This is a genomic window from Variovorax boronicumulans (assembly GCF_040544675.1).
GTDB lineage: Bacteria > Pseudomonadota > Gammaproteobacteria > Burkholderiales > Burkholderiaceae_C > Variovorax > Variovorax boronicumulans_D.
In genome coordinates this window covers 155,085-180,023 of record NZ_JBEPKK010000003.1, presented here as the reverse complement: position 1 = coordinate 180,023, position 24,939 = coordinate 155,085, and the positions used below count along the sequence as shown (strand labels likewise).

Below are 24,939 nucleotides of genomic sequence, written 5' to 3'. Positions count from 1 at the left end.
GAGGGGGCTGCAGGCCGCCTTGGGAGCGGCCCGGCGTCGGCCCGATCGCCGGCTGAATAAACCCAAGGAGATTCACGATGGCTGACCAACTCATTATTTTCGACACCACCTTGCGCGACGGCGAGCAATCGCCCGGCGCATCGATGACGCGCGACGAGAAGATGCGCATCGCCAAGCAGCTCGAACGGCTGAAGGTCGACGTCATCGAGGCCGGTTTCCCGGCCAGCTCGAACGGCGACTTCGAAGCGGTCAAGGCGATTGCCAACGCCATCAAGGATTCGACCGTGTGCGGCCTTTCGCGCGCCAACGACCGCGACATCTCGCGCGCCGCAGAAGCCCTCAAGGGTGCGGCGCGCGGCCGCATCCACACCTTCATCGCGACCTCGCCGCTGCACATGGAAAAGAAGCTGCGCATGTCGCCCGACGAGGTGCATGAACAGGCCAAGCTTGCCGTGCGCTTTGCGCGCAACCTGGTGAGCGATGTGGAGTTCAGCCCCGAAGACGGCTACCGCAGCGACCCCGACTTTTTGTGCCGCGTGCTCGAAACCGTGATCAACGAGGGCGCCACCACCATCAACGTGCCCGACACCGTCGGCTACGCCATTCCCGAGCTCTACGGCAACTTCATCAAGATGCTGCGCGAGCGCGTTCCCAACAGTGACAAGGCAATCTGGTCCGTCCATTGCCACAACGACCTGGGCATGGCGGTGGCCAACTCGCTGGCCGGCGTGAAGATCGGCGGCGCGCGCCAGGTGGAATGCACCATCAACGGCCTGGGCGAGCGCGCGGGCAACTGCTCGCTCGAAGAAGTGGTGATGGCGGTCAAGACCCGTCGCGATTATTTCGGGCTCGACCTGAACATCGACACCCAGCACATCGTGGCCGCAAGCCGCATGGTGAGCCAGACCACCGGCTTCGTGGTGCAGCCCAACAAGGCTGTGGTGGGCGCCAATGCCTTCGCGCATGCCTCGGGCATCCATCAGGACGGCGTGCTCAAGGCGCGCGACACCTACGAGATCATGCGTGCCGAAGACGTGGGCTGGGCCGCCAACAAGATCGTGCTGGGCAAGCTCAGCGGCCGCAATGCATTCAAGCAACGGCTGCAGGAACTGGGCGTGACGATGGCCGGCGAGGCCGACATCAACGCCGCCTTCATGCGCTTCAAGGAACTGGCCGACCGCAAGTCCGAAATTTTCGACGAGGACATCCTCGCGCTCGTCAGCGCGGAAGAGTTGTCCAACGTTGACGAACAGTTTGCATTTGTCTCTCTCTCCCAGCACAGCGAAACCGGCGAGCGCCCCCAGGCGAAGGTCGTCTTCACCGTTCAGGGCAAGGAAGTCACCGGCGAGTCCGAAGGGAATGGCCCGGTTGATGCTTCTCTCAAAGCCATCGAATCACATGTCAAAAGCGGTGCCGAGATGGTTCTTTACTCTGTGAACGCGATCAGCGGCTCGACAGAGAGCCAAGGAGAAGTTACAGTTCGGTTACAAAACGCAGGGCGGGTGGTGAACGGTGTGGGTGCGGATCCCGACATCGTGGTGGCTTCGGCAAAAGCTTATTTGAGTGCGCTCAACAAGTTACAGAGCCAAGCTGAGAAAGTTGCAGCGCAAGGTTAGGTTTTCGGGCGTTCCTTGGTATTCGAATGAAGAAGAGGATGCAAGTAACTGATATTGCGCGTCTTTTTTGAATTCGATACACTGCGGTCCTTGTTTGTCGCCGCTGGAGATTTATTAATGCCCGAAGCCCGTCTCCGCCGAGTTTCAAGCCAGCGGTTTCTACCCGCACTCAAATTCATCGCCGTCGCGCTCTGCGCCACGGCGTTTTTGCTGCCTGGCGCCCAGGCTGCAAAAAAAGAAAAACCCACTGCCGCAAAAACCGCCGTCGCCAAGAAGGCGAAGGCGAAGGCGCCGGCCGAGGTCAAGCGCAGCGCGGCTTCCAGCAAGAAGGCTGTCGTCGCCAAGCGCGGGGGGCGCGCTCAAAAGAGCGAAAAGGCCGTTCGCGGTGGCCGCAACCTGGTGGCCACCATCCGCAAGAAGAATGGCAAGACCGTGGTGGCCGTCCAGCGCCGCTCGGTGGTTCGCGTCGAAGCGCCCGTGCGCCAGTCCTTCGGCCAGATGGCCGGCCTGCACAGCACCGACGACGCGCTTGACCTCAAGTCCAGCGTCGCACTGGTGATCGACCAGGACACGCATGAAGTGCTGTTCAGCAAGAACGATCACGCAGTGCTGCCGATCGCGTCGCTCACCAAGCTGATGACGGGCCTGCTCATCAGCGAGGCGCATCTGCCCAATGATGAGCTGATCACCATCACCCAGGACGACGTCGATACCGAAAAGGGCAGCCGTTCGCGCCTGACCGTCGGCACGATGCTGCCGCGCGGCGAGTTGCTGCACCTGGCCTTGATGTCGAGCGAAAACCGCGCGGCGCACGCCTTGGGCCGCACCTACCCGGGCGGCCTCACGACCTTCGTGAGCATCATGAACGCCAAGGCCAAGATGCTCGGCATGAAGGACACGCGCTACGTGGAGCCCACGGGCCTGTCTAGCCGCAACCAGTCCAGCGCGCAAGACCTGGCACTGCTGGTCAATGCCGCGTACTCCGATGCCACGGTGCGTTCGCTTTCCACGTCGCCTGAATACCAGGTCGAGGTCGGCAACCGCGTGCTGCAGTTCAACACCACCAACCGCCTGGTCAAGAGCCCCGATTGGGAAATCGGCGTGCAAAAGACGGGCTTCATCAACGAAGCCGGTCAGTGCCTCGTGATGCAGGCGAAGGTGGCCGGGCGCAAGCTGATCATGGTGTTCCTGGATTCGGCCGGCAAGTTCAGCCGTATCGCCGATGCCGAGCGCGTTCGCCGCTGGGTCGAGGCGACGCATGCAATGCCGGGTTCGCCGGCTGCGTCACGCAACGTGGCGTACCAGATTGCAGGTTGAGTGAACGGCGGGCCTTGAGCCCGCCTTCTTGTTTCTGGACCCTGTAGATCCAGGGTCAGGCGCCGATGGAAGGGCTGCTGTTGCCCGCAGGCGGCGGTGGTGCCGCCACCGCCACGCCGTCCTTGAACCCCAGGGCCCCCGAGATTTCATTGGCCGTTGCCTGAAGCTTGGGCAGCCAGCCTTCGTCCAGCCGATCGGCCGGGGCCGAGATCGACAAGCCCGCCACCAGCTTGCCCTGGTCGTCGTAGATGCCGGCGGCCATGCAGCGCACACCCAGTTCCAGTTCTTCGTTGTCGCGGGCGATGCCGTACTGGCGCGCCTTCGACAGCTCGCGCTCGAGCGCGGGCAGCTGCGTGATGCTGTTGCGCGTGTGTCCCGCCAGGCCCGTTCGGGTGGCGTAGCTGCGGACCCGCGCCGGGTCATCCGCAGCCAGAAAGAGCTTGCCGGTCGAGGTGAGGTGCAGGGCGGCACGCCCGCCGATGGCGCGCACCACCTGCATGCCCGAGCGCTCGCTGTACGAGCGCTCGATGTAGACGATCTCGTCGCCCTGGCGCATGCTGAGGTTCACTGGTTGCTGCGTGAGCTTGTGCAGCTCGCGCATCGGACCCAGCGCCGCATCGCGCACGTTGAGTCGGCCTTTCACCAGATTGCCCAGCTCCAGCAGGCGCATGCCCAAGCGGTAGCTGCCGGCTTCGGGCCGGTCGACGAAGCGGCCGACCGCCAGGTCGTTGAGGATGCGGTGCGTGGTCGAGGGATGAAGGCCTGTCTTCTCGCTGATTTCCTTCAGCGAAATCGCCTCTTCGCGCGACGCCAGGACGTCGATGAGCGAAAACATCCGCTCGATCACCTGGATCACGGGAACGGCAGGAACGTCGGATTGGTTTTTTCTCATGGCGCTGTGCGGTGATGACCGGGCGCCATTTTACCTTGTGAAATCGCCGGATGGCTGCCAGTGGCCATCGACCAATACTTCGTGCGGGGAGAAACGCGCCTTGTAGTGCATCTTGGGGCTGCGTTCGATCCAGTAGCCCAGGTAGACATGCGGCAGGCCCAGCTTGCGCGCCTGCTCGATCTGCCAGAGCACGCTGTAGGTCCCATAACCCGTGGATGTGGCCCCCACGCTCGGCACTGCGTGCTCTCGCTGCCCCCCGAGGGGGCCGTCCGCTTGCTTGGGGCGGCCCGGCGCTGCACGGGTGTCCGGCTCGTAAAACGTATAGACGGCCGAGATGCCGTCGTTCAGCACGTCGAGGATGGACACCATCTTCAGCGCGCCCGCGCTGCCGTCGGCCAGCGTTTCGCGAAACTCCACCAGCCGCGAGTTGACCCGGCTTTGCAGCAGGAACTGCGTGTACTGGTCGATGCTGTCGTGGTCCATGCCGCCGCCTGCGTGGCGGCCGTTCTGGTAGCGCAGGTAAAGCTGGTAGTGCTCGGGCACGAAGCACAGCTTGAGCACGCGCGCCTGCAGGTCGGCGTGCTGTTTCGCGGCGCGGCGCTGGCTGCGCGTGGGCTGGAAGCTGTTGGCCAGCACCCGCAGCGGAATGCAGGCGCGGCAGCCGTCGCAGTAGGGCCGGTAGGTGAACATGCCGCTGCGCCGGAAGCCGCTGAGCACCAGGTCGGAATAGGCGTCGTTGTGGATCAGGTGGCTGGGCGTGGCCACCTGCGAGCGGGCCTGTCGATCCGGCAGATAGCTGCAGGGATAGGGCGCCGTCGCATAGAACTGCAGGGTGTGAAGCGGTAGGTCCTTGAGGTGCGTCACGTCGTCACATCGGTGGAAGGAGGTCGCGCGGAAAGGAGTGCGGCCCAGTATACGGGGTCGAATTGCCACTGTGGCCCTTGCTGCTCCCGGGCATGCGCCACGTGCGCGACGAAGCGTTGGCGAGGCATTTCGGTGGCGCCCAGGCTCGCGAGGTGGGCCGTGTTCTGCTGGCAGTCGATCATTTCGACGCCCGAATGCCGGCAAAGGGCCACCAGCGCGGCCAGCGCAATCTTCGAGGCGTCGGGCCGCCGGGTGAACATCGACTCGCCGAACACCGCCTGGCCCAGCGCCACGCAATACAGCCCGCCCGCCAGTTCGCCATCGATCCAGGTTTCGACGCTGTGCGCATGGCCGGCGCGGTGCAAGTGCGTATAGGCGGCCACCATGTCCGGCACGATCCAGGTGCCCGACTGGCCGGCGCGCGGCGCGAGCGAACAGGCCTGGATGACGGCCTCGAAATCGTGGTCGATGCGCACCTCGCAGCCGGGTGTTCTTGCGAAGTGGATCAAGGTCTTGCGAAGCGAGCGATGCAGCTTGAACGCGGCCACCTGCAGCACCATGCGCGGATCGGGGCTCCACCAGAGGATCGGCTGGTCGTCGCTGAACCAGGGGAACACGCAGCGGCCGTAAGCCTGCAAAAGAGTATCGACATCGAGCGCGCCGCCGGCCGCAAGAAGCCCCGGAACAGGGTCGGCCGGGCCCCAGGCGGATGCGGGATCGGGCAGGGTGTCGCCGGGTTCGAGCCAAGGCAGTTGTTGCATGGTTGCACGGTATACACGGCTTCACCCGCAGCTCGCAAAAGCGCGGAAAAACGGCCAGAAAGCGCGCAACAACGGGCACGGTCGGCAAACGATTGCGGCCAAGGCGCCACACGGGACATTGGCCGACGCGCAAGAACCTCCTGAAGCCCATATAGTGCTGCTTCCAATTCCCACAGCCAATCCAGCAGGGTAGCGTCGCCCGCGGCGGATCAGCACAAGAGGACCACGTTGACAACTGAACCCAACCCCATGCGCTTCGGCAGCGGCCAGGCGGTGCGCCGCCTGGAAGACGAAAGTCTCCTCGCAGGCGCAGGACGCTACACCGACGACGTCGCGCTGCCTGACCAAGCGCACCTTGTCTTCCTCCGCTCTCCCTATCCGCACGCACGCATCCTCTCGATAGACACCGGCGCCGCCGCAGCCATGCCTGGCGTGTTGCGCGTCATCACGGGCGCCGAGCTGGTCGAGGCGGGCGTCAAGCCGATGCCGGGTGCCGCAGGCTTCAAGCGTGCCGACGGCAGCGACAGTGCCAGCCCGCCGCGCCATGCCATGGCGCACGAGCGCACGCGCTTCGTGGGTGAAGCGGTCGCGGCAGTGGTCGCCGAGACGGTGCAGCAGGCACGCGATGCCGCCGAAGCCATCGTGGTCGACTACGAAGACCTGCCCATGGTGGTCGATCTGGCCGCCGCCACCGCCGAAGGCGCCCCCCTCCTGTGCGAGGAGGCCAGCGGCAACATCGCCGCCGAAATGCGCCACGGCAGCAGCGAGGCCGCAACAGCCGCCTTTGCCAAGGCGCGCCATGTGGTCGCCCTGGACGTCATCAACCAGCGCGTCGTGGCCCTCACCATCGAGCCGCGTTCCGTGCTTGCCGCCCACGACGCCAAGGCCGACCGCCTCACCATCCGCATGAGCACCCAGATGCCTTCGGGCGTGCGCGATTCCGTGTGCGCGGCCATCGGCCTTGCCAAGGAAAAAGTGCGCGTGGTGGTGGGCGATGTGGGCGGCGGTTTCGGCATGAAGACCGGCGCCTACCCCGAAGACATCGCGGTCGCCTTCGCCGCGCTCAAGGTCAACCGTCCCGTCAAGTGGGTGGCCGAGCGCAGCGAAGAGTTCCTGTCGAGCGCGCACGGCCGCGACATCGAAGCGCGGGCCGAACTCGCGCTCGATGCCGAAGGAAAGATCCTCGCGCTGCGCATCAAGACCCTCGCCAACGTGGGCGCCTATGCCACAGGCACCGGCGTTGCGATCCAGCTGCTCATCGGCCCCTGGGTGCAGACCAGCGTCTACGACATCCAGACCATCGACTTCCACTTCAAGGCGGTGCTCACCAACACCGCGCCCACCGGCGCCTACCGAGGCGCCGGCCGGCCCGAAGCCATCTTCACCATCGAACGCCTGATGGACGAGGCCGCGCGCCAGACCGGCATCGACCGCATCATCCTGCGCCGGATGAACTTCATCCAGCCCGACCAGATGCCCTACAAGAACCCGATGGCGCAGGTCTACGACACCGGCAATTTCGAGTCGGTGATGGACCAGGCGCTCACGCTGGCCGACTGGCAGGGCTTTGAAGCCCGCGCCGCCGAATCGGCCAGGAACGGCAAGCACCGCGGCCTGGGCATTGCCACTTTTCTCGAATGGACCGGCGGCAACGTGTTCGAGGAACGCGTCACCGTGTCGGTGCAGGCCGACGGCGTGATCGAGGTGTTTTCCGCCGTCAACGCCATGGGGCAGGGCATTGCCACCTCGCTCGCGCAGCTGGCGGTCGATGCCTTCGGCGTGCCCATCGAAAAAGTGCGCGTGGTGCTGGGCGACACCGACCGCGGCGACGGCTTCGGCAGCGCCGGCTCGCGCTCGCTCTTTACCGGCGGCTCGGCCGTGCGCATCGGCGCGGAGCGCACCATCGACAAGGCCCGCGAGCTTGCGGCACAGGAGTTCGAAGCTTCCATCGACGACATCACCTACAGCCGCGGCATCTTCACCGTGGCCGGCACCGACCTCGAGCTCGACCTGTTCACGCTGGCCGGCAAGCAGCCCGAGCGCGAGATCTTCGTCGACTCCACCAGCACCGTGGCCGGTCCGACCTGGCCCAACGGGTGCCACATCTGCGAGATCGAACTCGATCCGCCCACCGGCGAAATCAGCGTGGTCGCCTACAGCTCGGTGAACGACGTGGGCCGCGTGATCAACCCGATGATCGTGCGCGGCCAGCTCGAAGGCGGCGCGGTGCAGGGCATCGGCCAGGCGCTGTACGAGCAGGTGGTGTACGACCACGAAACCGGCCAGCCCGTGACCGGCAGCCTCATGGACTACGCCGCGCCGCGCGCCGACATCGTCGACACCATGTTCCAGATGGAAATGGACGAATCGACGCCGTGCACCAACAACCCGCTGGGCGTGAAGGGCGTGGGCGAGCTGGGCACCATCGGCGCCACGCCGGCCATCGTGAATGCCGTGGCCGATGCTTTTGCACGCAACGGTCTCGCGTCCACCGCGCCGCGCCTGCACATGCCGCTGAGTCCCGCGCGCGTATGGCAGGCCATGCACACGGTGGACTGAGCGCCCGCGCATAAGCACGTGCGCAAAGGCGCTTTGGCTGCCGCACGCGCGGCAACGGCTATGAACTGGTGGCCGGTTCGGTGCTTGTGGGTTGCCCCCGCGACTCCGCAACCACGACCGTCACCTCGGCGGTGACCAGTGCCTGGCGTTAGAAATCTTCCAGCGGCAACCCGACGTAGTTTTCCGCCAGCGCGGTAGCAGCCGCCTGCGAATGCACCAGATAGTCGAGCTCGGCTTCCTGGATTTTCTGGCCGAAGGCGCCGGTCTCGGGAAAGCGGTGCATCAGCGAGGTGAACCACCACGAGAAGCGCTCGGCCTTCCAGACGCGGCGCAGGCACAGGTCCGAATAGCGATCGAGCGCCGAGGCCGACTTCTTCTCGCCATAGAAGATCTCGAACGCACGCGAGAGATAGCCCACATCGGCCGTCGCCAGGTTCAGCCCCTTGGCCCCAGTCGGCGGCACGATGTGCGCGGCATCGCCCGCGAGGAACAGCGCGCCGAAGCGCATCGGCTCGGCGACAAAGCTGCGCAGCGGCGCGATGCTTTTCTCCAGCGACGGGCCGGTCACCAGCCGCTCGCGGGCTTCGGGGTCGAGCCGCGCGCGCAGCTCGTTCCAGAAGGCCTCGTCGCTCCAGTTCTCCACGCGCTCTTCGGTCGGCACCTGCACGTAGTAGCGCGACCGCGTGGCGCTGCGCATGCTGCACAGCGCAAAGCCGCGCTCGGTGTTTGCGTAGATCAGTTCGTGCGAGACGGGCGGCACATCGGCCAGCACGCCGAGCCAGCCGAAGGGGTAGACCTTTTCGTAGGTCTGGATCGCATCGGCCGGCACGCTCGCGCGGCTCACGCCGTGGTAGCCGTCGCAGCCGGCGATGAAGTCGCATTCGATCTCGTGCGTCTGGCCGTCTTTTTCGTAGCGCACGCGCGGCCTGGCCGAATCGAAATCGTGCAGGCTCACGTTCGCTGCGCCGTAGATGGTCGCAAGGCCCTCGGCGGCGCGGGCTTCCATGAGGTCGCGCGTCACTTCGGTCTGGCCGTACACCGTGACTTGCTTGCCGCCGGTGAGGCCGTGCATGTCGATGCGGTGCCGTGCGCCCTTGAACAGCAGTTCGATGCCTTCGTGCGGCAGCCCCTCGGACTTTGCGCGCGCGTCGACGCCGGCGCGTGCCAGCAGGTCCATCGTCACCTGTTCGAGCACGCCGGCGCGGATGCGGCCCAGCACGTAGTCGCCGCTCTGGCGTTCGACGATGACGTTGTCGATGCCTGCCTTGAAAAGCAGTTGACCGAGCAAAAGGCCGGCGGGGCCCGCGCCGATGATCGCGACCTGGGTGCGCATGTGAATGTCTCCTGGAAGGTTTGATGCGAGCGTAGGGCGTGCGCTGCCGCTTGGGTCGCCGGCCCCGGAGGCTCTGTGCGATCATGCGAACGCGTGCGCGATGATCGCGCAACACTTCGAATCGAGACTCCGAATGACCATCGCCAAGGCTGATTTCATCGAAGGCATCGCCAAGGGAATGGCGGTGCTCGAAAGCTTCGACACCGAGCGCCAGCGCCTCAATGCCACGCTGGCCGCCGAGCGGGCCGGCCTTACGCGCGCCGCCGCTCGACGCCACCTGCTCACGCTGGCCCACCTGGGCTACCTCGAAACCGACGGCAGCTATTTCTGGATGGCGCCCAAGGTGCTGCGTTTCTCGGGCAGCTACCTGGCATCGTCGCGCCTGCCCCGCGCGCTGCAGCCCACGCTCAACCGCCTCGCGGCGCAGACCGGTGAGTCGTTCTCCGCGGTGGTGCTCGATGGCGAAGAGGTGGTCATCGTGGCGCGCAGCGGCAGCTACGGCACGCCGACGCGTGTGCTGGCCTACGGCCTGCACCTGGGCGCGCGGCTGCCGGCGCACGCCACCTCCACCGGCCGCGTGCTGCTGGCGGCCATGGCTTCGACCCAGCTCACGCAGTGGCTCAAGGGCCGGCATCTGGCGCGGCTGACGCCGCACACCGTCACACAGGCGCGCGGCCTGCGCCAACTGATTGCCCGCACGCGCAAGGACGACTATTGTTTTGCCAGCGAGGAGCACGAGCTCGGCGTGCAGGCACTGGCGGTGCCGCTGCGCGACATGCAGGGCCACACGGTGGCCGCGCTCAACGTGGTGTTGTCGGGCACGCGCTACCAGGAAGAGACCTTGCAGCGCGACATGCTGCCGCTGCTGTTCGAGGCGGCGCGCGAGGTCCGCTCGCTGCTGTGAACTGAACTTCGCCTGTGCCGCGGCCTCGAATCCCGCAGATCAAGAAAAACGGAAAACAACCATGCGACTCCTGCTTCTGGAAGACGACGTGATGATCGGCGAGGCGGTGCTCGACCTGCTGCGCGCCGAGCAATACGCGGTGGACTGGGTGAAAGACGGCGAGGCCGCCGAGTCCGCCTTGCGCACCCAGCAATACGACCTGGTGCTGCTCGACCTGGGCGTGCCGCGCCGCGACGGCCTCGAAGTGCTGCGCAGCCTGCGCGCCCGCAAACAGCGCATGCCGGTGCTGATCGCCACCGCGCGCGATTCGGTGCAGCAACGCATCGAAGGGCTGGACGCCGGCGCCGACGACTACGTGCTCAAGCCCTACGACCTGGACGAACTGCTGGCCCGCATCCGCGCCTTGCTGCGCCGCGCGGCCGGGCGCGCCGAGCCGGTGTACGAGCACATGGGCGTGAGCATCAACCCGGCCACGCGCGAGGTGACCGTGGCCGGCCAGCCCGTGCTGCTGTCGGCGCGCGAATGGGCGGTGCTCGAGCCGCTGCTGGCGCGTCCGGGCATGGTGCTCTCGCGCGCCCAGCTTGAAGAAAAGCTCTACAGCTGGAAGGATGAGATCAGCAGCAACGCGGTGGAGGTGTATGTGCACGGCCTGCGCAAGAAGCTCGGGGCAGAGTTCATCCGCAATGTGCGAGGCGTCGGCTACATGGTGCCGAAGGTATGAGCGCGAAATCTTGCTCCCTCTCCCCTCGGGGAGAGGGCTGGGGTGAGGGCGTGGGCCTTCGCGCGCGCACTGCCTCCGCCATCGCCGTCGGCCCTCACCCCGGCCCTCTCCCCGAGGGGAGAGGGGGCAGGAGCCGACCTGCGCGCGGGCATCGGGGCACGGAGGTGGTGCGATGAACGGCTGGCGCTGGGTGACCGGCTCGCTGCGCGCCCGCCTGCTGTGGTTTCTGCTCGCGGCCATCGTGCTGGCCGCAGGTGCGCAGGCGCTGGTGGCCTACCGCACCGTGCTCAGCGAGGCCGACGACATCTTCGACTACCACATGCAGCAGATGGCGATGTCGCTGCGTTCCGGCCTGCCGCCGAGCGCGGCCGTCGGCGGCATCGGCAGCGGCGAGCAGAACTTCGATTTCGTGGTGCAGGTGTGGACCGCCGACGGCGTGCGCGTCTTCGAATCCGCCGAGCAGGCCGCGCTGCCGCAGCTCGCGGTGCTGGGCTTTGCCGACGTGCATGCGCGCGGCACCACCTACCGCGTGTTCTCGATGCAGACGCGCGGGCTGGTGATCCAGGTGGCGCAGGACATGGCCGCGCGGCGCAGCATGGCCGGCACGCTCGCGCTGCGCACCATCGCACCGGTCGCCCTGATGGCGCCGCTGCTGATGCTGGTGGTGTGGTGGGTGGTGAGCCGATCCCTGGCGCCGGTGGCGCGCGTGAGAAAGCAGGTGGCCTCGCGGCAGGCCGACGATCTTTCCGCAGTGAGCGAGGAAGGCCTGCCCGAAGAGGTGCGCCCGCTGGTGCAGGAACTCAACCTGCTGTTCGACCGGGTGCGCCACGCCTTCGATGCGCAGAAGCACTTCGTCGCCGATGCCGCGCACGAACTTCGCTCGCCGCTCGCCGCCTTGAAGCTGCAGGTGCAGGGCCTGCAGCGTGCGCCCGACGAAGCGGCGCGCGAGCTCGCCGTGAGCCGGCTGGTCGCGGGCATCGACCGCGCGACGCGGCTGGTCGAGCAGATGCTCGCGCTGGCCCGGCACGAGGCCAGCATGGCCGCGGGCGCCAGGCCCGAGGCGGTCGACCTGGCCGAGGTCGCGCGCCTTGCCATCTCCGATGCGGTGGCCGCCGCGCAGGCCCGCCGCATCGACATCGGCATTGCGCATGCCGACGCGGATGCGGTGGTCAGCGGCCAGCCCGAGGCGCTGCGCATGCTGCTGCGCAACCTGCTGGACAACGCGGTCAAGTACACGTCCGAAGACGGCCGTGTCGACATCGCCATTGCCAGGCGCGACGGCACGGTGGAACTCAGCGTCGACGACAACGGCCCGGGCCTGCCCGAGGCCGAGCGGGCGCGCGTGCTCGACCGCTTCTACCGTTCGGGCGAGCCGCAGGCGCCCGGCAGCGGGCTGGGGCTGGCCATCGTCAAGTCGATTGCCGATCTGCATGGCGCGACGGTGGCGCTGGACGCATCGCCCAGCCTGGGCGGGCTGCGGGTGCGTGTGGTGTTCCGTTTAAGCGGCGCTTAAGTCAGCGCGGCGACATTCCTTTCATCGTGTTTTGCGTGCCACGCAATGAAAGGAACCGACAGATGAACACCCGCCTGACTTCTCCCCGCGCCTTGGTGATCGCAATGGCGAGCGCCGGCGTGATCGGCGCCGTCGGTGCCGGCGCCTACACCAGCGCGGTGAGCGCCCCGACCAACGCCACCCCCGTCGCGGCCGCCCCCGCCATGGTCACGCTGCCCGATTTCTCCACCATCACCGCACGCGACGGCGCGGCCGTGGTCAACATCAGCGTCACCGGCAGCGTGAAGGCCTCGGACGACGAAGCCGCCGCCGAGATCCAGGGCATCGATCCGGACGACCCGATGTTCCAGTTCTTCCGCCGCTTCCAGGGCCAGATGGGCCCGCGCGGCCAGCAGCAACAGCAGCGCGATGTGCCGGTGCGTGCCGAGGGCTCGGGCTTCATCGTCGACGCCAACGGCATCATCATCACCAACGCGCACGTGGTGAAGGGCGCCAAGGAAGTCACCGTCAAGCTGACCGACCGCCGCGAATTCCGCGCCAAGGTGCTCGGCGCCGACGCCAAGACAGACATCGCCGTGCTCAAGATCGACGCCAAGAACCTGCCCGTGCTCGCGCTGGGCAACACCAAGGACCTGAAGGTCGGCGAATGGGTGCTGGCCATCGGCTCGCCCTTCGGCTTCGAGAACACCGTGACGGCCGGCGTGGTGAGCGCCAAGGGCCGCACGCTGCCCGACGACAGCTACGTGCCCTTCATCCAGACCGACGTGGCGGTGAACCCCGGCAACTCCGGCGGCCCGCTGCTGAACACGCGCGGCGAGGTGGTGGGCATCAACTCGCAGATCTACAGCCGCAGCGGCGGCTACCAGGGCGTGTCGTTCGCCATTCCGATCGACGTGGCGGTGCAGGTGAAGGACCAGATCGTCGCCACCGGCAAGGCCACGCATGCGCGCCTGGGCGTCGCGGTGCAGGAGGTGAACCAGGCCTTCGCCGATTCCTTCAAGCTGGACAAGCCCGAAGGCGCGCTGGTCTCCAACATCGAGAAGGGCGGCCCCGGCGACAAGGCGGGCCTGAAGGCGGGCGACGTGATCCGCAAGGTCGACGGCCAGGCCATCGTGTCATCGGGCGACCTGCCCGCGGTGATCGGCCAGCAGGCGCCGGGCAAGAAGGTCACGCTCGAAGTGTGGCGCCAGGGTGAACGCCAGGAGCTGCAGGCCAGGCTCGGCGACGCGAGCGACAAGCCCACGCAGGTGGCCAAGGCCGATGCGACAGTGGGCCAGGGCAAGCTGGGGCTGGCGCTGCGTCCGCTGCAGCCGCAGGAAAAGCGCCAGGCCGGCGTGGAGTCCGGGCTGCTGATCGAAGATGCCGCGGGCCCCTCGGCGCAGGCCGGCGTGCAGGCGGGCGACGTGCTGCTGGCCATCAACGGCACGCCGGCGCAGAGCCTCGACCAGGTGCGCGAAGTGGTGGCGAAGGCGGCCAACAAGTCGGTGGCGCTGCTCATCCAGCGCGGTGAGGACAAGATCTTCGTGCCGGTGCGCATTGGGTAGGCTCGTCCCCTCCGCATGCTCGACAGCCAGCGCATGACCCCGCCTGCCAACGGCCTCTCCGCGCACATCCTGCCCACCTCGGCCACGATGATCGGCGTGTGCATGACGGTGATGTCCATCGGCCACCTGGGGCCGCGCGACGACATGCGCTTGCTGATCGACCGGCTGCTGGCCGTCGACGCGCTGGTCTTCCTGGCCAGCGCGTTGCTGTCTTTCATCTCGATGCGCTCGCGCCGCTCGGGCGCGAGGCTGGAGTCCTGGGGCGAGATGGTGTTCATCGCCGGCCTCGGGCTGCTGGCGCTGGGTGCGGTGGTGCTGGCGTTCGCGCTGCGCTGAGGCTCGTTCGGCGCGTTCAGGCCATCAGGCAGGGCCGCAAGGCCAATCCAGCCGCACGCGCGTTCCGCCTTCGGGCCCCTCCACGGCTTCGATCTCCAGCCGCGCGCCGATGGCCTGCGCGCGCGAACGCATGTTCGCGATGCCGTGGCCCATGGGCCGGCCGTCGTCCGGCGTCGCGGGCAGGCCGCGGCCGTTGTCGGTCAGCACGATGCGCACCAGCGGCGGTGTTTCGTCGCCGTGCCAACTCACCTGCATCACGATGCGCGTGGCCCCGGCGTGCTTGAGCACGTTGGTGAAGGCCTCCAGCAGGATGCGCTGCAACTGCATCGCCGCCTGCGCCGCAAATGGAGCCACGGGCGGAATGACCGCCACGTTCCACACCAGCGCGATGCCGGCCGCGTCCAGGCGCGGCTGCAGGCGGTAGCGCAGCGTGGCCAGCACGGTCGGCAGGTCGTCCTGCGTGGGCTGCAGCGAATCGACCGCCATGCGCATCTCGTCCAGCGCGAGCTTCACATGCTCCTCGACCACGCGGCGGTCGGGCGCGGGCTGCGTCACTACGTTGAGCAGGCCCACCAGCTGCGAGCCCACGCCGTCGTGGATCTCCCGCATGATGCGCTGGCGCTCCAGCAGCACCGCCTGCTCCTGCTGCTGCTGGCGCACCGTTTCGAAGGCGCCGCGCAGTTGCTCTTCGCGCTCCGCGACGCGGGCCGCAAGGTTGGCGTTGAGCGCGCTGTAGTCGGCCACCGTGCGGCTGTAGCGCTCCACGACCAGGCCCGCCAGGATCATCACGAAGAAGAACATCGCGTGCGGCGTCAGCGTGTAGTTGGCGCCGCCGAACAGGCCCATGCGCACCAGCAGCAGGTCGTGCGCGCCGGCCAGGATGGCGAGCGTGCCCGCCGCCATCAGCACCCCCGCGATGCGCCGCCGCGCCACCAGCGCGCCGTGGATCACGTAGGGCAGGCAGACGATGCTGGTCAGCTGAAGGATGACCAGGCTGCTGGTCCACAGCACCGGCCTGGCCAGTGCAAACGAGGCGCAGGCCAGCGCCACCGAGACCGCCAGCGCCGCATAAATGGCGCGCACCAGCCACGGCGGATTGCGGTTCAGCACCAGCAGCACGAAGCGCGCGATGAGCGCGATGTGGCACGCATAGCAGACCGCCACCACCGCGCCCCACAGCGGCCACGGCACCGGCACCTCGGGCCACACGCGGTCCAGGTTGCGCGCCACGCCCGAGAGCGCCGCCAGCGCGAAGCAGCCGTAGAGCGCATCGCGCTGGCGCAGCCACAGGCCCCCGGCCAGCCCGCCCATCAGGAGCAGGCTCACCGCATAGACGATGGCCGAGGTGTGGCGCCAGTTCTGCTGCGAGCGGTAGAGCGCGGTCAACGGGGCTTCGGCGCCGTAGCGGATGCTGGCAAGGCCGCCGCCGCGCTGGCGCTGCAGCGTGGTCTCGATCACCAATTGCTGCGGCTGCCCGCTGCGGTGCAGCGCCGCGACCGACGCGGGCACCAGGACCAGCTGCGTGCCCTTGGCCGCGTCGTAGCCGGAGTCGCCCAGGGTGCCGAAGCTGGCCAGTCGCACGCCGTCCAGCGAGATCGCCACTTGGTTGCCCACGCCCGACAGCAGCAGGGCCGAAGGCCAGCCCGCGGGCACCGCGCCTTCGGGAAGCTCGATGCGGTAGCTGGCCTTGCCGCCGCGGCCGGGGAACGCGTGGTCCCAGCGGAACGGCAATTGCACGGGCCGCACCTGCGTGGGCAGGCCGTCGGGCGACAGGGTGGCTTCGGAAAAACGCAGCTCGATGCCGGCGGGCATGGCAGCGTCGGCCCCGGCGGCCGGCGCATGGCCGATGAACGCCAGCAACCCGAGCAATGACAGCGCCGTTGCAACCAGCAGCCGGCGCATGTCAGGGGAGCCAGCCCAGGTTGCGGGCTTCGAACACGCCTTCCGATTTGTTGTGCACATCCAGCTTGCCGTAGATATTGCGGATATGGGATTGGACCGTCGACGCCGAGACGCCCATCTGCACGCCGACTTCGACATAGGTGAACCCACGGGACACCAGGTCGAGCACCTCGAACTCCCGGGGCGACAGGCGCTCCGGCACCACCGCGGCGCGGGGAGGGGCGCTCTGCGCGGAAGGGCGCGGCGGCTCCGCGCGGGTCTGCCAGCGGCGCAGCAGCTGCCGGGCGATGACCGGCGACATCGGCGAGCCGCCCGCGCGCAGGTTGCGGATGTGGGTGGCCAGGTCGGTCTCGGTGCCGTCCTTGAGCAGGTAGCCGCTGGCGCCGGCCTCGAAGGCCTGGACCATGTTGGCCTCGTCGCCGAAGATGGACAGCACCATCACCGCGCATGCCGGCTGCATGGCGCGGCACTGGCGAATGACCTGCAGCCCGGGCTGGTCCGGCAGGCCCAGGTCGACCAGCAGCACATCGACCGGGTTCTCGCCCAGCCAGGCCAGCACGTCGGCGGCGTTCGAGGCGCTGAAGGCCAGCGCCAGCGAGGGGTCCGCGCCCACGACGCGCGCGATGCGCTCGCGCATGCCGGTGTCGTCTTCGACGAGCGCGACCTGCGTGACCTGCGTCTCTGGCATGAGCGTCATGGCAAAACTCCGCGAACGAGGCGCATGGGTGGTGGGGAGGCCGGGGCTGGTTGCAACAGCGCCAAGGCTAGCCCCCTGCGGGCCGGCCGGCCATCCTATAGAAGAGGTAGGCGGCCCGGTTTTTTCTGCTGCCTGCGCGCGACCTTGCCCAGGCGTGCTGCGACCACGGCGATGTGCTCGATCAATTCCGCGGGCGACTCGATCTCGAAATCGTGCCCCAGGCAGCCCAGCCACACGGCCAGCGCATCGAGCGAGTTGGCGCCGGTCGCGATCCGCGTGGAGGCGCCCCCGTCGATGGCCTCCGGCACCCCGCCCACCCAGCCCAGGTGCGCCTGCAGCGCCTGGACCGGCGCATGCACCACCACCCGCGCGTGGTGCAGGAAGGGCGAAACCCGCAGCGCTTGCGTCATGTAGGCCGCCACATCGCCCAGCGGCAGCCGGCGCGGCGTGAAGCGGGCGCCGGTCGGCACGGGCTCGACGATGCGGTCCAGGCGAAAGGTGCGCCAGTCTTCGCGCGCCGTGTCCCAGGCCAGCAGGTACCAGCGTTCGGCCGACTGCACCACGCGGTGCGGCTCCACCGTACGCGCGGTGGCGGTGGCGTGGTGGTCGCGGTAGTCGAAGCGCAGCTGGAGCCGGTCGGTGCAGGCTTCGGCGAACAGCGTGACCGCCTTCAGCCGAACCTCGGTCTTGCCGCGCGTCAGCGGCACCACCGCGGCACGCACGCGGTCGAGCCGGCGGCGCAGGCGCTGCGGCATCAGCTGTTCGAGCTTGGCCAGCGCGCGCATCGAGGCGTTCTCGATGTCGCCCGCGCCGCCCGCCGGATTGCCCAGGCCCAGCGCCACCGCAATGGCTTCTTCGTCTTCCAGCAGCAGCGGCGGCAGGGCGGTGCCCGCGCCCAGCCGGTAGCCGCCGGCCACGCCCGAGGTGGAATCGACGGTGTAGCCCAGCGTGCGCAGCCGATCGACGTCGCGGCGCAAGGTGCGCTCGGTGATTTCGAGCCGCGCGGCCAGCGCGGCGCCGGTCCAGGCGCGCTGGGCCTGGAACAACGAGAGAAGCCGTATCAGGCGGGCGGAGGCAGACAGCATGGCCGCCATGATGCCTTCAATCGAGGACAGTATCTGTCCGCAATGGGTTTTAGCCTTGGCGCTTCCTTCACTCACCCGCTCCAAGGACACCCACCCATGAAGAAGACGTACAACGGCAGCTGCCACTGCGGCAAGGTTCGCTTCCAGGCCCTCATCGACCTGGAGGCCGGCACCGGCAAATGCAACTGCTCGATCTGCATGAAGGCCAGGGGCTGGGGCGTCATCGTCAAGCCCGAGGAGTTCACGCTGCTGTCGGGCGAAGAAGACCTCACGAGCTACCAGTTCGCCTCGCGCAGCGCGGAGCACCTGTTCTGCAAGCACTGCGGCATCAAGTCGTTCGGGCGCGGCAACGTGCCGGAGATCGGCGGCGCGTACGTCAGCGTGAACGTGACCTGCCTGGACGACGTGACGCTGGAAGAACTCTCTACCGCGCCGGTGCGCTACATGGACGGGCGCAACAACAACTGGTTCGAGGTGCCGGCCGAGACCCGGTACCTTTGAGGCAAAGGGCCGCTCAGGCGGGGTCCATGCCGTGCCGGCGCCTGGTTTCGGCGCTGTCCGGCGAAGCGAGGAAGCCGAGCAGGGCGCGCACCGCGTCCGGCTGCGTCGAGCCGGCGGCCGGCGCGGCCGAGAAGGTCGTGACGATCTGGATCTCCGGCGGCAGGGGGCCGAGCAACAGGATGCCTTCCACGCCGATCAACTCGCTCATCTGCTGGAACCCCAGCGCAGCCTCGCCGCGCGCGACCAGCGAACCGACGGGCACGCCCGGCGGTGCCAGTACCAGGCGGCTCCGGATCTCGTCGGCAATGCCCCAGCGCTCGAACAGCGCGAGCAGTGCGACGCCGCTCGGGCCCGTCGAATAGGCGATGCCGGGTGCCGCCCGCACGGCGTTGCGCACGGCATCTTCCGTGGAGATATCTGGCCGTTCCGCACCCGCGCGCACCGCCGCGCCGACGCCCGAGCGAACGATGTCCACCTTGGCGCCCGCATCGAGCCTGCCTGCCGCGATGAGCTTGTCGATCGCTTCCGAGGCCAGCACCACCACGTCGAAGGCTTCGCCCGCGGACACGCGCCGCGCCGCGTCGACGCCGCCAACCGCCTGGAACGAAACCGGCACGCCGGTGCGCTGCGCATACGCGGCCGCGAGCTCTTCCAGCAACCCGCGGGTTGCCATCGAGCAGATGCCCTGGATCGGCGTTGCCATGGCTTCAGTCCGGCTTGATGTTCGCTTCGCGGATCAACTGGCCGTAGCGCGCCGCATCGGTCTTGAGCAGCTTCTCGAATTGCGCGGTCGGCCCCGGCAGCGGAACGCCGCCCGCCGCGGCGAGCTGGTCGCGCACCTCCTGCGATTCGAGCGCCTTCTGCACCGCCTCGTGCAGCTTGCCAAGCACCGGCGCGGGAAGTCCTGCCGGCGCGACGAAGCCATACCAGACGCTGGCCTCGAACCCCGGATAACCCGACTCGGCCACCGTCGGCACACCCGGCAGCACGGCGGAGCGCTCGGTGCTCATCACCGCCAGCACCCTCAGCTTGCCGCCCTTGACGAGCGGAAGCACTTCGAGCGCATTGACCGCCACCACGTCCACATGCCCGCCGAGCGCGTCGGTGATCGCCTGCGCGCCGCCCTTGTAGGGCACGTGGCTCAGCTTGAGGCCGGCGGTGTGCTGGAACAGCTCCATCGCCAGGTGCGGCGTGGCGCCGTTGCCCGGCGTTGCGACGGTCACGCCGCCCGGCCTGGCCTTGGCCGCGGCCACGAACTCGGGCAGCGACTTGATCGGCGAGCCTTCGCGCACCGCGAACACCACCGGCACGCGGCCGACCGATGCGATCGGCGTGAAGTCGCGGTCCAGGTCGTAGGGCGCAGGCTGGTACATCGACGGGTTCACCGCAAGCGCATTGGCCGCCAGCAGCAGGGTGTAGCCATCGGGCGGGCTCGAGGTCAGCGACTTGATCGCGATGTTGGTGCCGGCGCCGGGCTTGTTCTCGACCACCACGGGCTGGCCGAGGATGGCTGCCATGCGCTGGCCGACGGAGCGCGCGATGGCATCGACCGCGCCGCCGGCGCTGTAGCCGACGAGGATCTTCACGGGCTTGGAGGGGTAGGCCTCTGCGGCGGTCGCGGGCACCGGGGCGCCGAGCACGAAGGGGGCGGCCAGGGCCAGGGTGAGCAGCCGGCGGCGGATGGAGCGTGTGTTCATTGCTTGGAAAAAGAAGGGGACTGTGCATCCCAGGTCTGCGGCGCGGCGTTCTTGCCGGGCACTGCATGAGGCTCGGCCATGCCGAGCGAGAGGGTCGAGCTGTGGTCGAAGAGCAACGAGCGGAGGTGGTCGTTGCAGATGAAGAAGCGCACATCGGGCCGGCGCTCCGCGAGCCAGCGATGCGCGGGTTCGAAAGCGGCGGCGCCGGTGATGCGAGCCATGGCTGTTTTCTTCAGTCGATGTAGCGCAGGCCGGCCTTGGCCAGTGGCTCGCGCATGGCGTACATGTCCAGGCCCAGTTCGCCTGCGGCGAAGCGCTCGCGCTTGGCGGTCTCGTTGGCCTCGCGCGCTTCGGCCGCATCGGCCACCTGCTGCGCGCGCGAGGCGGGCACCACCACCACGCCGTCGATGTCGGCCACGATCACATCGCCCGGCTGCACCGAGGCACCCGCGCACACCACCGGCACGTTGACCGAACCCAGCGTGGCCTTGATCGTGCCCTTGGCGTGGATGGCGCGGCTGAAGACGGGGAAGCCCATCGCGTTGAGGTCGCGCACGTCGCGCACGCCGCCGTCGATCACCAGGCCCTTGCAACCGCGCGCCTTGAAAGAGGTGGCCAGCAGGTCGCCGAAGAAGCCGTCGGTGCTGTCGCTGGTGCAGGTGGCGACCACCACGTCGCCGGGCTGGATCTGCTCGGCCGCGACATGCAGCATCCAGTTGTCCCCGGGCTGCAGCAGCACGGTGACTGCGGTGCCGCAAAAGCGCGCGTCGGGGTGGATGGGGCGGATGTGCGGCTGCATCAGCCCGAGCCGGCCTAGCGCCTCATGCACCGTCGAAACGCCGAAGCGCGAGAGCTTGTCGACAGCGGCCGCATCGGCGCGGGCAATGCTGCGATGGACGACACCGAGCTGTTGTTGAAGGGTGTTGGACATGGGTCAGAGGCCTTTGGCAATGAGTGCGCGATCCAGGCGCGGATAGACGCGGCGCGCGTTGCCTTCGAACACCTTGTGGCGCGTTTCGGCATCGAGCATCGGCGTCGCGTCGATATAGCGGCGCGTGTCGTCGTAGAAGAACCCGGTCTCCGGATCGATGCCGCGCACCGCGCCGATCATCTCGCTCGCGAAGAGGATGTTGTCCACCGGGATCACGCGCGTGAGCAGGTCGATGCCCGGCTGGTGATACACGCAGGTGTCGAAGAAGATGTTGTTGAGCAGGTGGTCTTTGAGCAGCGGCTTCTTCATCTCTTGCGCCAGCCCGCGAAAGCGCCCCCAGTGGTAGGGCACCGCGCCGCCGCCGTGCGGGATCACGAAGCGCAGGGTCGGGAAATCGGTGAACAGGTCGGAGGTGAGGCACTGCATGAAGGCGGTGGTGTCCGCGTTCAGGTAGTGCGCGCCGGTGGTGTGAAAGCACGCGTTGCAGCTCGTGCTCACGTGCACCATCGCCGGAATGTCGTGCTCGACCATCTTCTCGTAGAGCGGGTACCAGTGGCGGTCCGACAGCGGCGGCGAGGTCCAGTGCCCGCCCGAGGGATCGGGGTTGAGGTTGATCGCCACGAAGCCGTACTCGCGCACGCAACGCTCCAGCTCGGGGATGCAGCTGGCCGGGTCCACGCCCGGCGATTGCGGCAGCATCGCCGCGCCGATGAAATGGTCGGGGAACAGCTCGCTCACCCGAAAGCACAGCTCGTTGCAGATTGCCGCCCAGGTCGACGAGGTCTCGAAGTCGCCGATGTGGTGCGCCATGAAGCTCGCGCGCGGGCTGAAGATCGTGAGGTCGCTGCCGCGTTCCTTCATGAGGCGCAGCTGGTTGCCCTCGATGGATTCGCGCAGCTCGTCGTCGCTGATCTGCAGGTCGGCAACGCGGGGTGTGAGCGCGGGTTCCTGGAGGCCCGCGATCTGCTGGTTGCGCCAGTTCTCCAGCGCCTTGGGCGCGGTGGTGTAGTGGCCGTGGCAGTCGATGATCATTTTTTTGGCAACCCCATCGGTTGTTGGCTCGGAGGTATCGAGTGTGGTTGCGGGCGCCTTCGCGTGGGGTGAGTTCGGGTTGCCCTAACATCAGACTTTCTTATTGATAGGGTTTACCCGAGGGGTTGAAATGACTGGTGCGCATCAGCCAGACAAAGTGATCGGCAGCGCGCTCGCCATCAACCTGCGCCATCTGCGCGCGTTCTCGGCCGTGGCCGCCGCCGGCAGCATTGCCAGGGCCGCGAACGAGCAGCTGTACCGCGTCGCCTCGGGCGTCACGCGTTCCATCTCGGAGCTCGAAGGCGTGCTGGGCCGGCCGCTGTTCGACCGCCGCGCGCGCGGCATGGCGCTCAACTCGTATGGCGACCTGGTGCTGGTGCGCGCGCGCCGCATCGAGCGCGAGTTCGAAGATGCGCGAGCGCAACTCGTCGCGCGTGGCGGCATCGGCACTGCGGCCGACGTGCCCTCGCTCTTCGCATCGATCCTCAACGGCCGGCGCCTCGCGGTCGTCGCGAGCCTGGTCGAAAAGCGCAACATGCCGGCCGTCGCGCGCGAGTTCGGCATCACGCAGCCTGCGATCAGCAGCGCATTGAAAGACCTCGAACGCGGGCTCGGCGTCGTGCTGCTGGAGCGCAAGACGCGCGGGCTCTCGCCGACGCTGGCCGGCGAGATCGTGGCCTTTCATTTCAAGCGCGTGCTGGCGGAGCTGCGCCACATCGGCCTCGACATCGCCGCGAGCGAAGGCACCCTGCAGGGAAGCGTGACCGTGGGCGCGCTGCCGCTGGGCCGCACGCAGATCCTGCCGCTCGCGATTGCCTCGCTGCTCGCGCGGCATCCGGGGCTGCACGTCGCAACCGTCGAGAGCCCCTACGACGCGCTGGCCGCTTCGCTGCGCAGCGGCGACATCGACTTCATCCTCGGCGCGCTGCGCAGCCCCGCCGAGGCCAGGGACCTGCAGCAGCAAGCGCTGTTCGAAGACCGCATCTCGGTGATCGCGCGCGCCGGCCATCCGCTCGAGCGCGCAAGGCGCATCGACTTCGATGCACTGCGGCAGGCGACCTGGGCGCTCTCGCGGCACAACACGCCGTCGCGCGAACTGCTCGAACGCTTTTTCTCGTCGGCGCGCGAGGCGGCGCCAATTCCTGCGGTCGAGACCGGCGACCTCGCGGTGCTGCGCGGCCTGCTGCTCGAGAGCGACATGCTGACCGCGATCTCGCCCCATCAGCTGCGCTACGAGATCCGCGACGGCAGCCTGGTCGTGCTGGACTTTCCGCTGGACCCGACGCGCCGCGAGATCGGGTTGACGCAGCGGCAGGGCGCGTTTCCGTCACCGGGGGCGAGGGCGTTGATGGAGGAGATCGCCTCGGTGGTCGCGCGGTCGCCGGACTTCCACACGCCAGTGCGCTGAGCCGCGCTGGCCGCGCGGGCCGCGCTTGCTATGCGCAAGGCCGTCTGCCATCCTTGGCGCCCCACGATACGCCGGAGACACACATGAAGTACGAAGGAAGTTGCCACTGCGGCCGCGTGAAGTTCGAAGCCGAGGGCGACATCACCTCGGCCTTGGCCTGCAACTGCTCCATGTGCCAGCGCCGCGGCTCGCTGCTGTGGTTCGTGCCGCGCGATGCCATGCGCCTGCTCACGCCCGAAGACAACGCGAGCACCTACCTGTTCAACAAGCATGCGATCAAGCACCGCTTCTGCCCGGCGTGCGGCATCCAGCCTTACAGCGAAGCCACCAACCCGAAGGGCGAGCCGATGGCGGCCATCAACATCCGCTGCATCGAGGGCATCGACCTGGAGGCCGTGCCGGTCACGCAGTTCGACGGGCGCTCCAGGTGAGCCGGGCGATCTTTCAGCCCTTGCCCACCACCCGCGCAATCCAGGCCAGCAGCACGCCCACCACTTCATCGCGATTGGTTTCGTTCAGCGTCTCGTGGCGCGCGCCGCCGAAGACGTGGCACGACACATCGCGCAACCCCGCCTCGCGGTAGCGCTGCACCAGCGGATAGAACCACTCGGCCTTGTTGCTGACCGGGTCTTGGTCGCCGATGAACAGGTACAGCGGCAGCTTGGGCCGGATGCGCGATTGCATCGCCTCGGGCGTGAGGTCGGCAAGGTTCGCGAACATGGAGCCCAGGCCTTGCGCCGAAACGGTGAACCCGCACAGCGGATCGGCGATGTAGGCGTCGACCTGGGCCGGGTCGCGGCTGAGCCAGTCGAACGGGGTGCGCACCTCGGGCAGGGCTGCGTTCATGTCTTCCAGCTTGAAGCCGCTCTGCAGCGCGGTACCCAGGAGATCGAGCGCCGTGGTGCCAGAGAGCACCGCACCGGCCAGCAGTTCGCTGTGCCGGGTCAGGTAGTACTGCGTGGCGAACGAGCCCATGCTGTGGCCCACGAGGATCAGCGGCAGGCCCGGATGCTCGGCGCGCGCATGGCGGCTCAGCAGCGCCATGTCGTCCACGAGGCCGGCGAATCCGCGCGGGCCGAATTCGCCGAGCTCGCCGCGCGCCGCCGCGCCCTGGCCATGTCCGCGGTGCTCGTTTGCGTAGACGACATAGCCGGCCTGCGTGAGTGCCTCTGCCAGCGGCCGGTAGCGCAGCGAATGCTCGCCCATGCCGTGCGCCAGTTGGACGATGGCGCGCGGCGCGGCGCCCTGCCAGCGGTGGGCCTGCATCGGGTGGCCGTCGCCGGCGCTCAGGTCGAAGTGCGTTTCGGTGCTCTGCATGGCATGGTC

24 protein-coding genes are annotated in these 24,939 nt (G+C 68.0%); 11 read left to right on the top strand and 13 right to left on the bottom strand.

Annotation, left to right across the window (positions count from 1 at the left end; all coding sequences use genetic code 11):
• The first annotated feature begins 77 nt into the window (after window positions 1-77).
• Entirely contained in the window at window positions 78-1,616 is a 1,539-nt protein-coding gene (locus tag ABIC90_RS06770) for a 2-isopropylmalate synthase (RefSeq protein WP_354353316.1), read from the top strand.
• A gap of 117 nt (window positions 1,617-1,733) precedes the next feature.
• Window positions 1,734-2,933, top strand: a complete 1,200-nt coding sequence (locus tag ABIC90_RS06765; protein ID WP_354353315.1) for a serine hydrolase — start codon at window positions 1,734-1,736, stop codon at window positions 2,931-2,933.
• A gap of 55 nt (window positions 2,934-2,988) precedes the next feature.
• Here ABIC90_RS06765 and ABIC90_RS06760 read toward each other — a convergent pair whose 3' ends face one another.
• Genes ABIC90_RS06760 through aat form a run of 3 tightly spaced genes read right to left on the bottom strand, consistent with a single transcriptional unit; the run spans window position 2,989 to window position 5,450 of the window.
• Window positions 2,989-3,825, bottom strand: coding sequence for an IclR family transcriptional regulator (locus ABIC90_RS06760; RefSeq protein ID WP_354353314.1), 837 nt, complete (start codon window positions 3,823-3,825; stop codon window positions 2,989-2,991).
• A 30-nt stretch (window positions 3,826-3,855) separates the two neighbouring features.
• On the bottom strand, window positions 3,856-4,689 hold the full coding sequence (locus ABIC90_RS06755) for an arginyltransferase (RefSeq protein WP_354353313.1): 834 nt from the start codon (window positions 4,687-4,689) through the stop codon (window positions 3,856-3,858).
• Window positions 4,686-5,450 (bottom strand): leucyl/phenylalanyl-tRNA--protein transferase, encoded by a 765-nt coding sequence (aat, locus tag ABIC90_RS06750; RefSeq protein ID WP_354353312.1) that lies wholly within the window; start codon window positions 5,448-5,450, stop codon window positions 4,686-4,688. The genes ABIC90_RS06755 and aat overlap by 4 nt, the downstream gene beginning before the upstream one ends.
• 228 nt (window positions 5,451-5,678) lie before the next feature.
• Here aat and ABIC90_RS06745 point away from each other — a divergent pair, with 228 nt between their 5' ends.
• The gene (locus tag ABIC90_RS06745) at window positions 5,679-8,009 is read left to right on the top strand and encodes a xanthine dehydrogenase family protein molybdopterin-binding subunit (RefSeq protein ID WP_354353311.1); all 2,331 of its coding nucleotides are present in this window, start codon (window positions 5,679-5,681) and stop codon (window positions 8,007-8,009) included.
• Window positions 8,010-8,157: 148 nt separating this feature from the next.
• On the opposite strand, the gene pobA is transcribed toward ABIC90_RS06745, so the two are convergent.
• On the bottom strand, window positions 8,158-9,342 hold the full coding sequence (gene pobA / locus ABIC90_RS06740) for a 4-hydroxybenzoate 3-monooxygenase (RefSeq protein ID WP_354353310.1): 1,185 nt from the start codon (window positions 9,340-9,342) through the stop codon (window positions 8,158-8,160).
• A gap of 133 nt (window positions 9,343-9,475) precedes the next feature.
• On the opposite strand from pobA, the gene ABIC90_RS06735 reads away from it, so the two are divergent.
• From ABIC90_RS06735 to ABIC90_RS06715, 5 genes are all read left to right on the top strand, one after another.
• Entirely contained in the window at window positions 9,476-10,246 is a 771-nt protein-coding gene (locus tag ABIC90_RS06735; RefSeq protein WP_354353309.1) for an IclR family transcriptional regulator domain-containing protein, read from the top strand.
• 61 nt (window positions 10,247-10,307) lie between these two features.
• Window positions 10,308-10,967: a response regulator transcription factor gene (locus ABIC90_RS06730; RefSeq protein ID WP_354353308.1), complete on the top strand. Its 660-nt coding sequence runs from the start codon at window positions 10,308-10,310 to the stop codon at window positions 10,965-10,967.
• A gap of 172 nt (window positions 10,968-11,139) precedes the next feature.
• Window positions 11,140-12,480, top strand: a complete 1,341-nt coding sequence (locus tag ABIC90_RS06725) for an ATP-binding protein (protein WP_354353307.1) — start codon at window positions 11,140-11,142, stop codon at window positions 12,478-12,480.
• 62 nt (window positions 12,481-12,542) lie between these two features.
• Window positions 12,543-14,024: a Do family serine endopeptidase gene (locus ABIC90_RS06720; RefSeq protein WP_354353306.1), complete on the top strand. Its 1,482-nt coding sequence runs from the start codon at window positions 12,543-12,545 to the stop codon at window positions 14,022-14,024.
• A 15-nt stretch (window positions 14,025-14,039) separates the two neighbouring features.
• Window positions 14,040-14,360, top strand: a complete 321-nt coding sequence (locus ABIC90_RS06715) for a hypothetical protein (RefSeq protein WP_354353305.1) — start codon at window positions 14,040-14,042, stop codon at window positions 14,358-14,360.
• 24 nt (window positions 14,361-14,384) lie between these two features.
• On the opposite strand, the gene ABIC90_RS06710 is transcribed toward ABIC90_RS06715, so the two are convergent.
• From ABIC90_RS06710 to ABIC90_RS06700, 3 genes are all read right to left on the bottom strand, one after another.
• A complete protein-coding gene (locus ABIC90_RS06710) occupies window positions 14,385-16,262 on the bottom strand; it encodes a sensor histidine kinase (protein WP_354353304.1) in 1,878 nt (625 codons plus the stop codon).
• Window position 16,263: 1 nt separating this feature from the next.
• Entirely contained in the window at window positions 16,264-16,959 is a 696-nt protein-coding gene (locus ABIC90_RS06705) for a response regulator transcription factor (protein WP_354353303.1), read from the bottom strand.
• A gap of 95 nt (window positions 16,960-17,054) precedes the next feature.
• Window positions 17,055-18,044 carry a helix-turn-helix transcriptional regulator gene (locus tag ABIC90_RS06700; RefSeq protein WP_354353302.1) on the bottom strand — a complete coding sequence of 330 codons (990 nt, stop codon included), beginning with the start codon at window positions 18,042-18,044 and terminating at the stop codon, window positions 17,055-17,057.
• 96 nt (window positions 18,045-18,140) lie between these two features.
• Here ABIC90_RS06700 and ABIC90_RS06695 point away from each other — a divergent pair, with 96 nt between their 5' ends.
• Entirely contained in the window at window positions 18,141-18,545 is a 405-nt protein-coding gene (locus tag ABIC90_RS06695) for a GFA family protein (protein ID WP_354353301.1), read from the top strand.
• Between the two features lie 13 nt (window positions 18,546-18,558).
• Here ABIC90_RS06695 and ABIC90_RS06690 read toward each other — a convergent pair whose 3' ends face one another.
• The 5 genes from ABIC90_RS06690 to ABIC90_RS06670 are packed head-to-tail and all read right to left on the bottom strand — an operon-like array spanning window position 18,559 to window position 22,205.
• Window positions 18,559-19,248 carry a substrate-binding domain-containing protein gene (locus ABIC90_RS06690; protein ID WP_354353300.1) on the bottom strand — a complete coding sequence of 230 codons (690 nt, stop codon included), beginning with the start codon at window positions 19,246-19,248 and terminating at the stop codon, window positions 18,559-18,561.
• 4 nt (window positions 19,249-19,252) lie between these two features.
• Window positions 19,253-20,242 (bottom strand): Bug family tripartite tricarboxylate transporter substrate binding protein, encoded by a 990-nt coding sequence (locus ABIC90_RS06685; protein WP_354353299.1) that lies wholly within the window; start codon window positions 20,240-20,242, stop codon window positions 19,253-19,255.
• The gene (locus tag ABIC90_RS06680) at window positions 20,239-20,463 is read right to left on the bottom strand and encodes a hypothetical protein (protein ID WP_354353298.1); all 225 of its coding nucleotides are present in this window, start codon (window positions 20,461-20,463) and stop codon (window positions 20,239-20,241) included. The genes ABIC90_RS06685 and ABIC90_RS06680 overlap by 4 nt, the downstream gene beginning before the upstream one ends.
• Before the next feature lie 11 nt (window positions 20,464-20,474).
• Complete coding sequence (ligK, locus tag ABIC90_RS06675; RefSeq protein WP_354353297.1) at window positions 20,475-21,173, bottom strand: 4-carboxy-4-hydroxy-2-oxoadipate aldolase/oxaloacetate decarboxylase; 699 nt, start codon at window positions 21,171-21,173, stop codon at window positions 20,475-20,477.
• Between the two features lie 3 nt (window positions 21,174-21,176).
• Window positions 21,177-22,205, bottom strand: coding sequence for an amidohydrolase family protein (locus tag ABIC90_RS06670; RefSeq protein ID WP_354353296.1), 1,029 nt, complete (start codon window positions 22,203-22,205; stop codon window positions 21,177-21,179).
• Window positions 22,206-22,335: 130 nt separating this feature from the next.
• On the opposite strand from ABIC90_RS06670, the gene ABIC90_RS06665 reads away from it, so the two are divergent.
• Together ABIC90_RS06665 and ABIC90_RS06660 are read left to right on the top strand one after the other, a co-directional pair.
• Window positions 22,336-23,613, top strand: a complete 1,278-nt coding sequence (locus tag ABIC90_RS06665; protein WP_354353295.1) for a LysR family transcriptional regulator — start codon at window positions 22,336-22,338, stop codon at window positions 23,611-23,613.
• An 83-nt stretch (window positions 23,614-23,696) separates the two neighbouring features.
• Window positions 23,697-24,044: a GFA family protein gene (locus ABIC90_RS06660; protein WP_354353294.1), complete on the top strand. Its 348-nt coding sequence runs from the start codon at window positions 23,697-23,699 to the stop codon at window positions 24,042-24,044.
• Between the two features lie 13 nt (window positions 24,045-24,057).
• Here ABIC90_RS06660 and ABIC90_RS06655 read toward each other — a convergent pair whose 3' ends face one another.
• On the bottom strand, window positions 24,058-24,930 hold the full coding sequence (locus ABIC90_RS06655) for an alpha/beta hydrolase (RefSeq protein ID WP_354353293.1): 873 nt from the start codon (window positions 24,928-24,930) through the stop codon (window positions 24,058-24,060).
• Window positions 24,931-24,939 lie beyond the last annotated feature (9 nt).

What these genes read in the sequence shown, in the direction of transcription:
- ABIC90_RS06770 (WP_354353316.1), top strand. Translation starts at nt 78, where the DNA reads ATGGCTGACCAACTCATTATTTTCGACACCACCTTGCGCGACGGCGAG.
- ABIC90_RS06765 (WP_354353315.1), top strand. Translation starts at nt 1,734, where the DNA reads ATGCCCGAAGCCCGTCTCCGCCGAGTTTCAAGCCAGCGGTTTCTACCC.
- ABIC90_RS06760 (WP_354353314.1), bottom strand. Translation starts at nt 3,825, where the DNA reads ATGAGAAAAAACCAATCCGACGTTCCTGCCGTTCCCGTGATCCAGGTG.
- aat (WP_354353312.1), bottom strand. Translation starts at nt 5,450, where the DNA reads ATGCAACAACTGCCTTGGCTCGAACCCGGCGACACCCTGCCCGATCCC.
- pobA (WP_354353310.1), bottom strand. Translation starts at nt 9,342, where the DNA reads ATGCGCACCCAGGTCGCGATCATCGGCGCGGGCCCCGCCGGCCTTTTG.
- ABIC90_RS06735 (WP_354353309.1), top strand. Translation starts at nt 9,476, where the DNA reads ATGACCATCGCCAAGGCTGATTTCATCGAAGGCATCGCCAAGGGAATG.
- ABIC90_RS06730 (WP_354353308.1), top strand. Translation starts at nt 10,308, where the DNA reads ATGCGACTCCTGCTTCTGGAAGACGACGTGATGATCGGCGAGGCGGTG.
- ABIC90_RS06725 (WP_354353307.1), top strand. Translation starts at nt 11,140, where the DNA reads ATGAACGGCTGGCGCTGGGTGACCGGCTCGCTGCGCGCCCGCCTGCTG.
- ABIC90_RS06720 (WP_354353306.1), top strand. Translation starts at nt 12,543, where the DNA reads ATGAACACCCGCCTGACTTCTCCCCGCGCCTTGGTGATCGCAATGGCG.
- ABIC90_RS06715 (WP_354353305.1), top strand. Translation starts at nt 14,040, where the DNA reads ATGCTCGACAGCCAGCGCATGACCCCGCCTGCCAACGGCCTCTCCGCG.
- ABIC90_RS06710 (WP_354353304.1), bottom strand. Translation starts at nt 16,262, where the DNA reads ATGCGCCGGCTGCTGGTTGCAACGGCGCTGTCATTGCTCGGGTTGCTG.
- ABIC90_RS06705 (WP_354353303.1), bottom strand. Translation starts at nt 16,959, where the DNA reads ATGACGCTCATGCCAGAGACGCAGGTCACGCAGGTCGCGCTCGTCGAA.
- ABIC90_RS06700 (WP_354353302.1), bottom strand. Translation starts at nt 18,044, where the DNA reads ATGCTGTCTGCCTCCGCCCGCCTGATACGGCTTCTCTCGTTGTTCCAG.
- ABIC90_RS06695 (WP_354353301.1), top strand. Translation starts at nt 18,141, where the DNA reads ATGAAGAAGACGTACAACGGCAGCTGCCACTGCGGCAAGGTTCGCTTC.
- ABIC90_RS06690 (WP_354353300.1), bottom strand. Translation starts at nt 19,248, where the DNA reads ATGGCAACGCCGATCCAGGGCATCTGCTCGATGGCAACCCGCGGGTTG.
- ABIC90_RS06685 (WP_354353299.1), bottom strand. Translation starts at nt 20,242, where the DNA reads ATGAACACACGCTCCATCCGCCGCCGGCTGCTCACCCTGGCCCTGGCC.
- ABIC90_RS06680 (WP_354353298.1), bottom strand. Translation starts at nt 20,463, where the DNA reads ATGGCTCGCATCACCGGCGCCGCCGCTTTCGAACCCGCGCATCGCTGG.
- ligK (WP_354353297.1), bottom strand. Translation starts at nt 21,173, where the DNA reads ATGTCCAACACCCTTCAACAACAGCTCGGTGTCGTCCATCGCAGCATT.
- ABIC90_RS06670 (WP_354353296.1), bottom strand. Translation starts at nt 22,205, where the DNA reads ATGATCATCGACTGCCACGGCCACTACACCACCGCGCCCAAGGCGCTG.
- ABIC90_RS06665 (WP_354353295.1), top strand. Translation starts at nt 22,336, where the DNA reads ATGACTGGTGCGCATCAGCCAGACAAAGTGATCGGCAGCGCGCTCGCC.
- ABIC90_RS06660 (WP_354353294.1), top strand. Translation starts at nt 23,697, where the DNA reads ATGAAGTACGAAGGAAGTTGCCACTGCGGCCGCGTGAAGTTCGAAGCC.
- ABIC90_RS06655 (WP_354353293.1), bottom strand. Translation starts at nt 24,930, where the DNA reads ATGCAGAGCACCGAAACGCACTTCGACCTGAGCGCCGGCGACGGCCAC.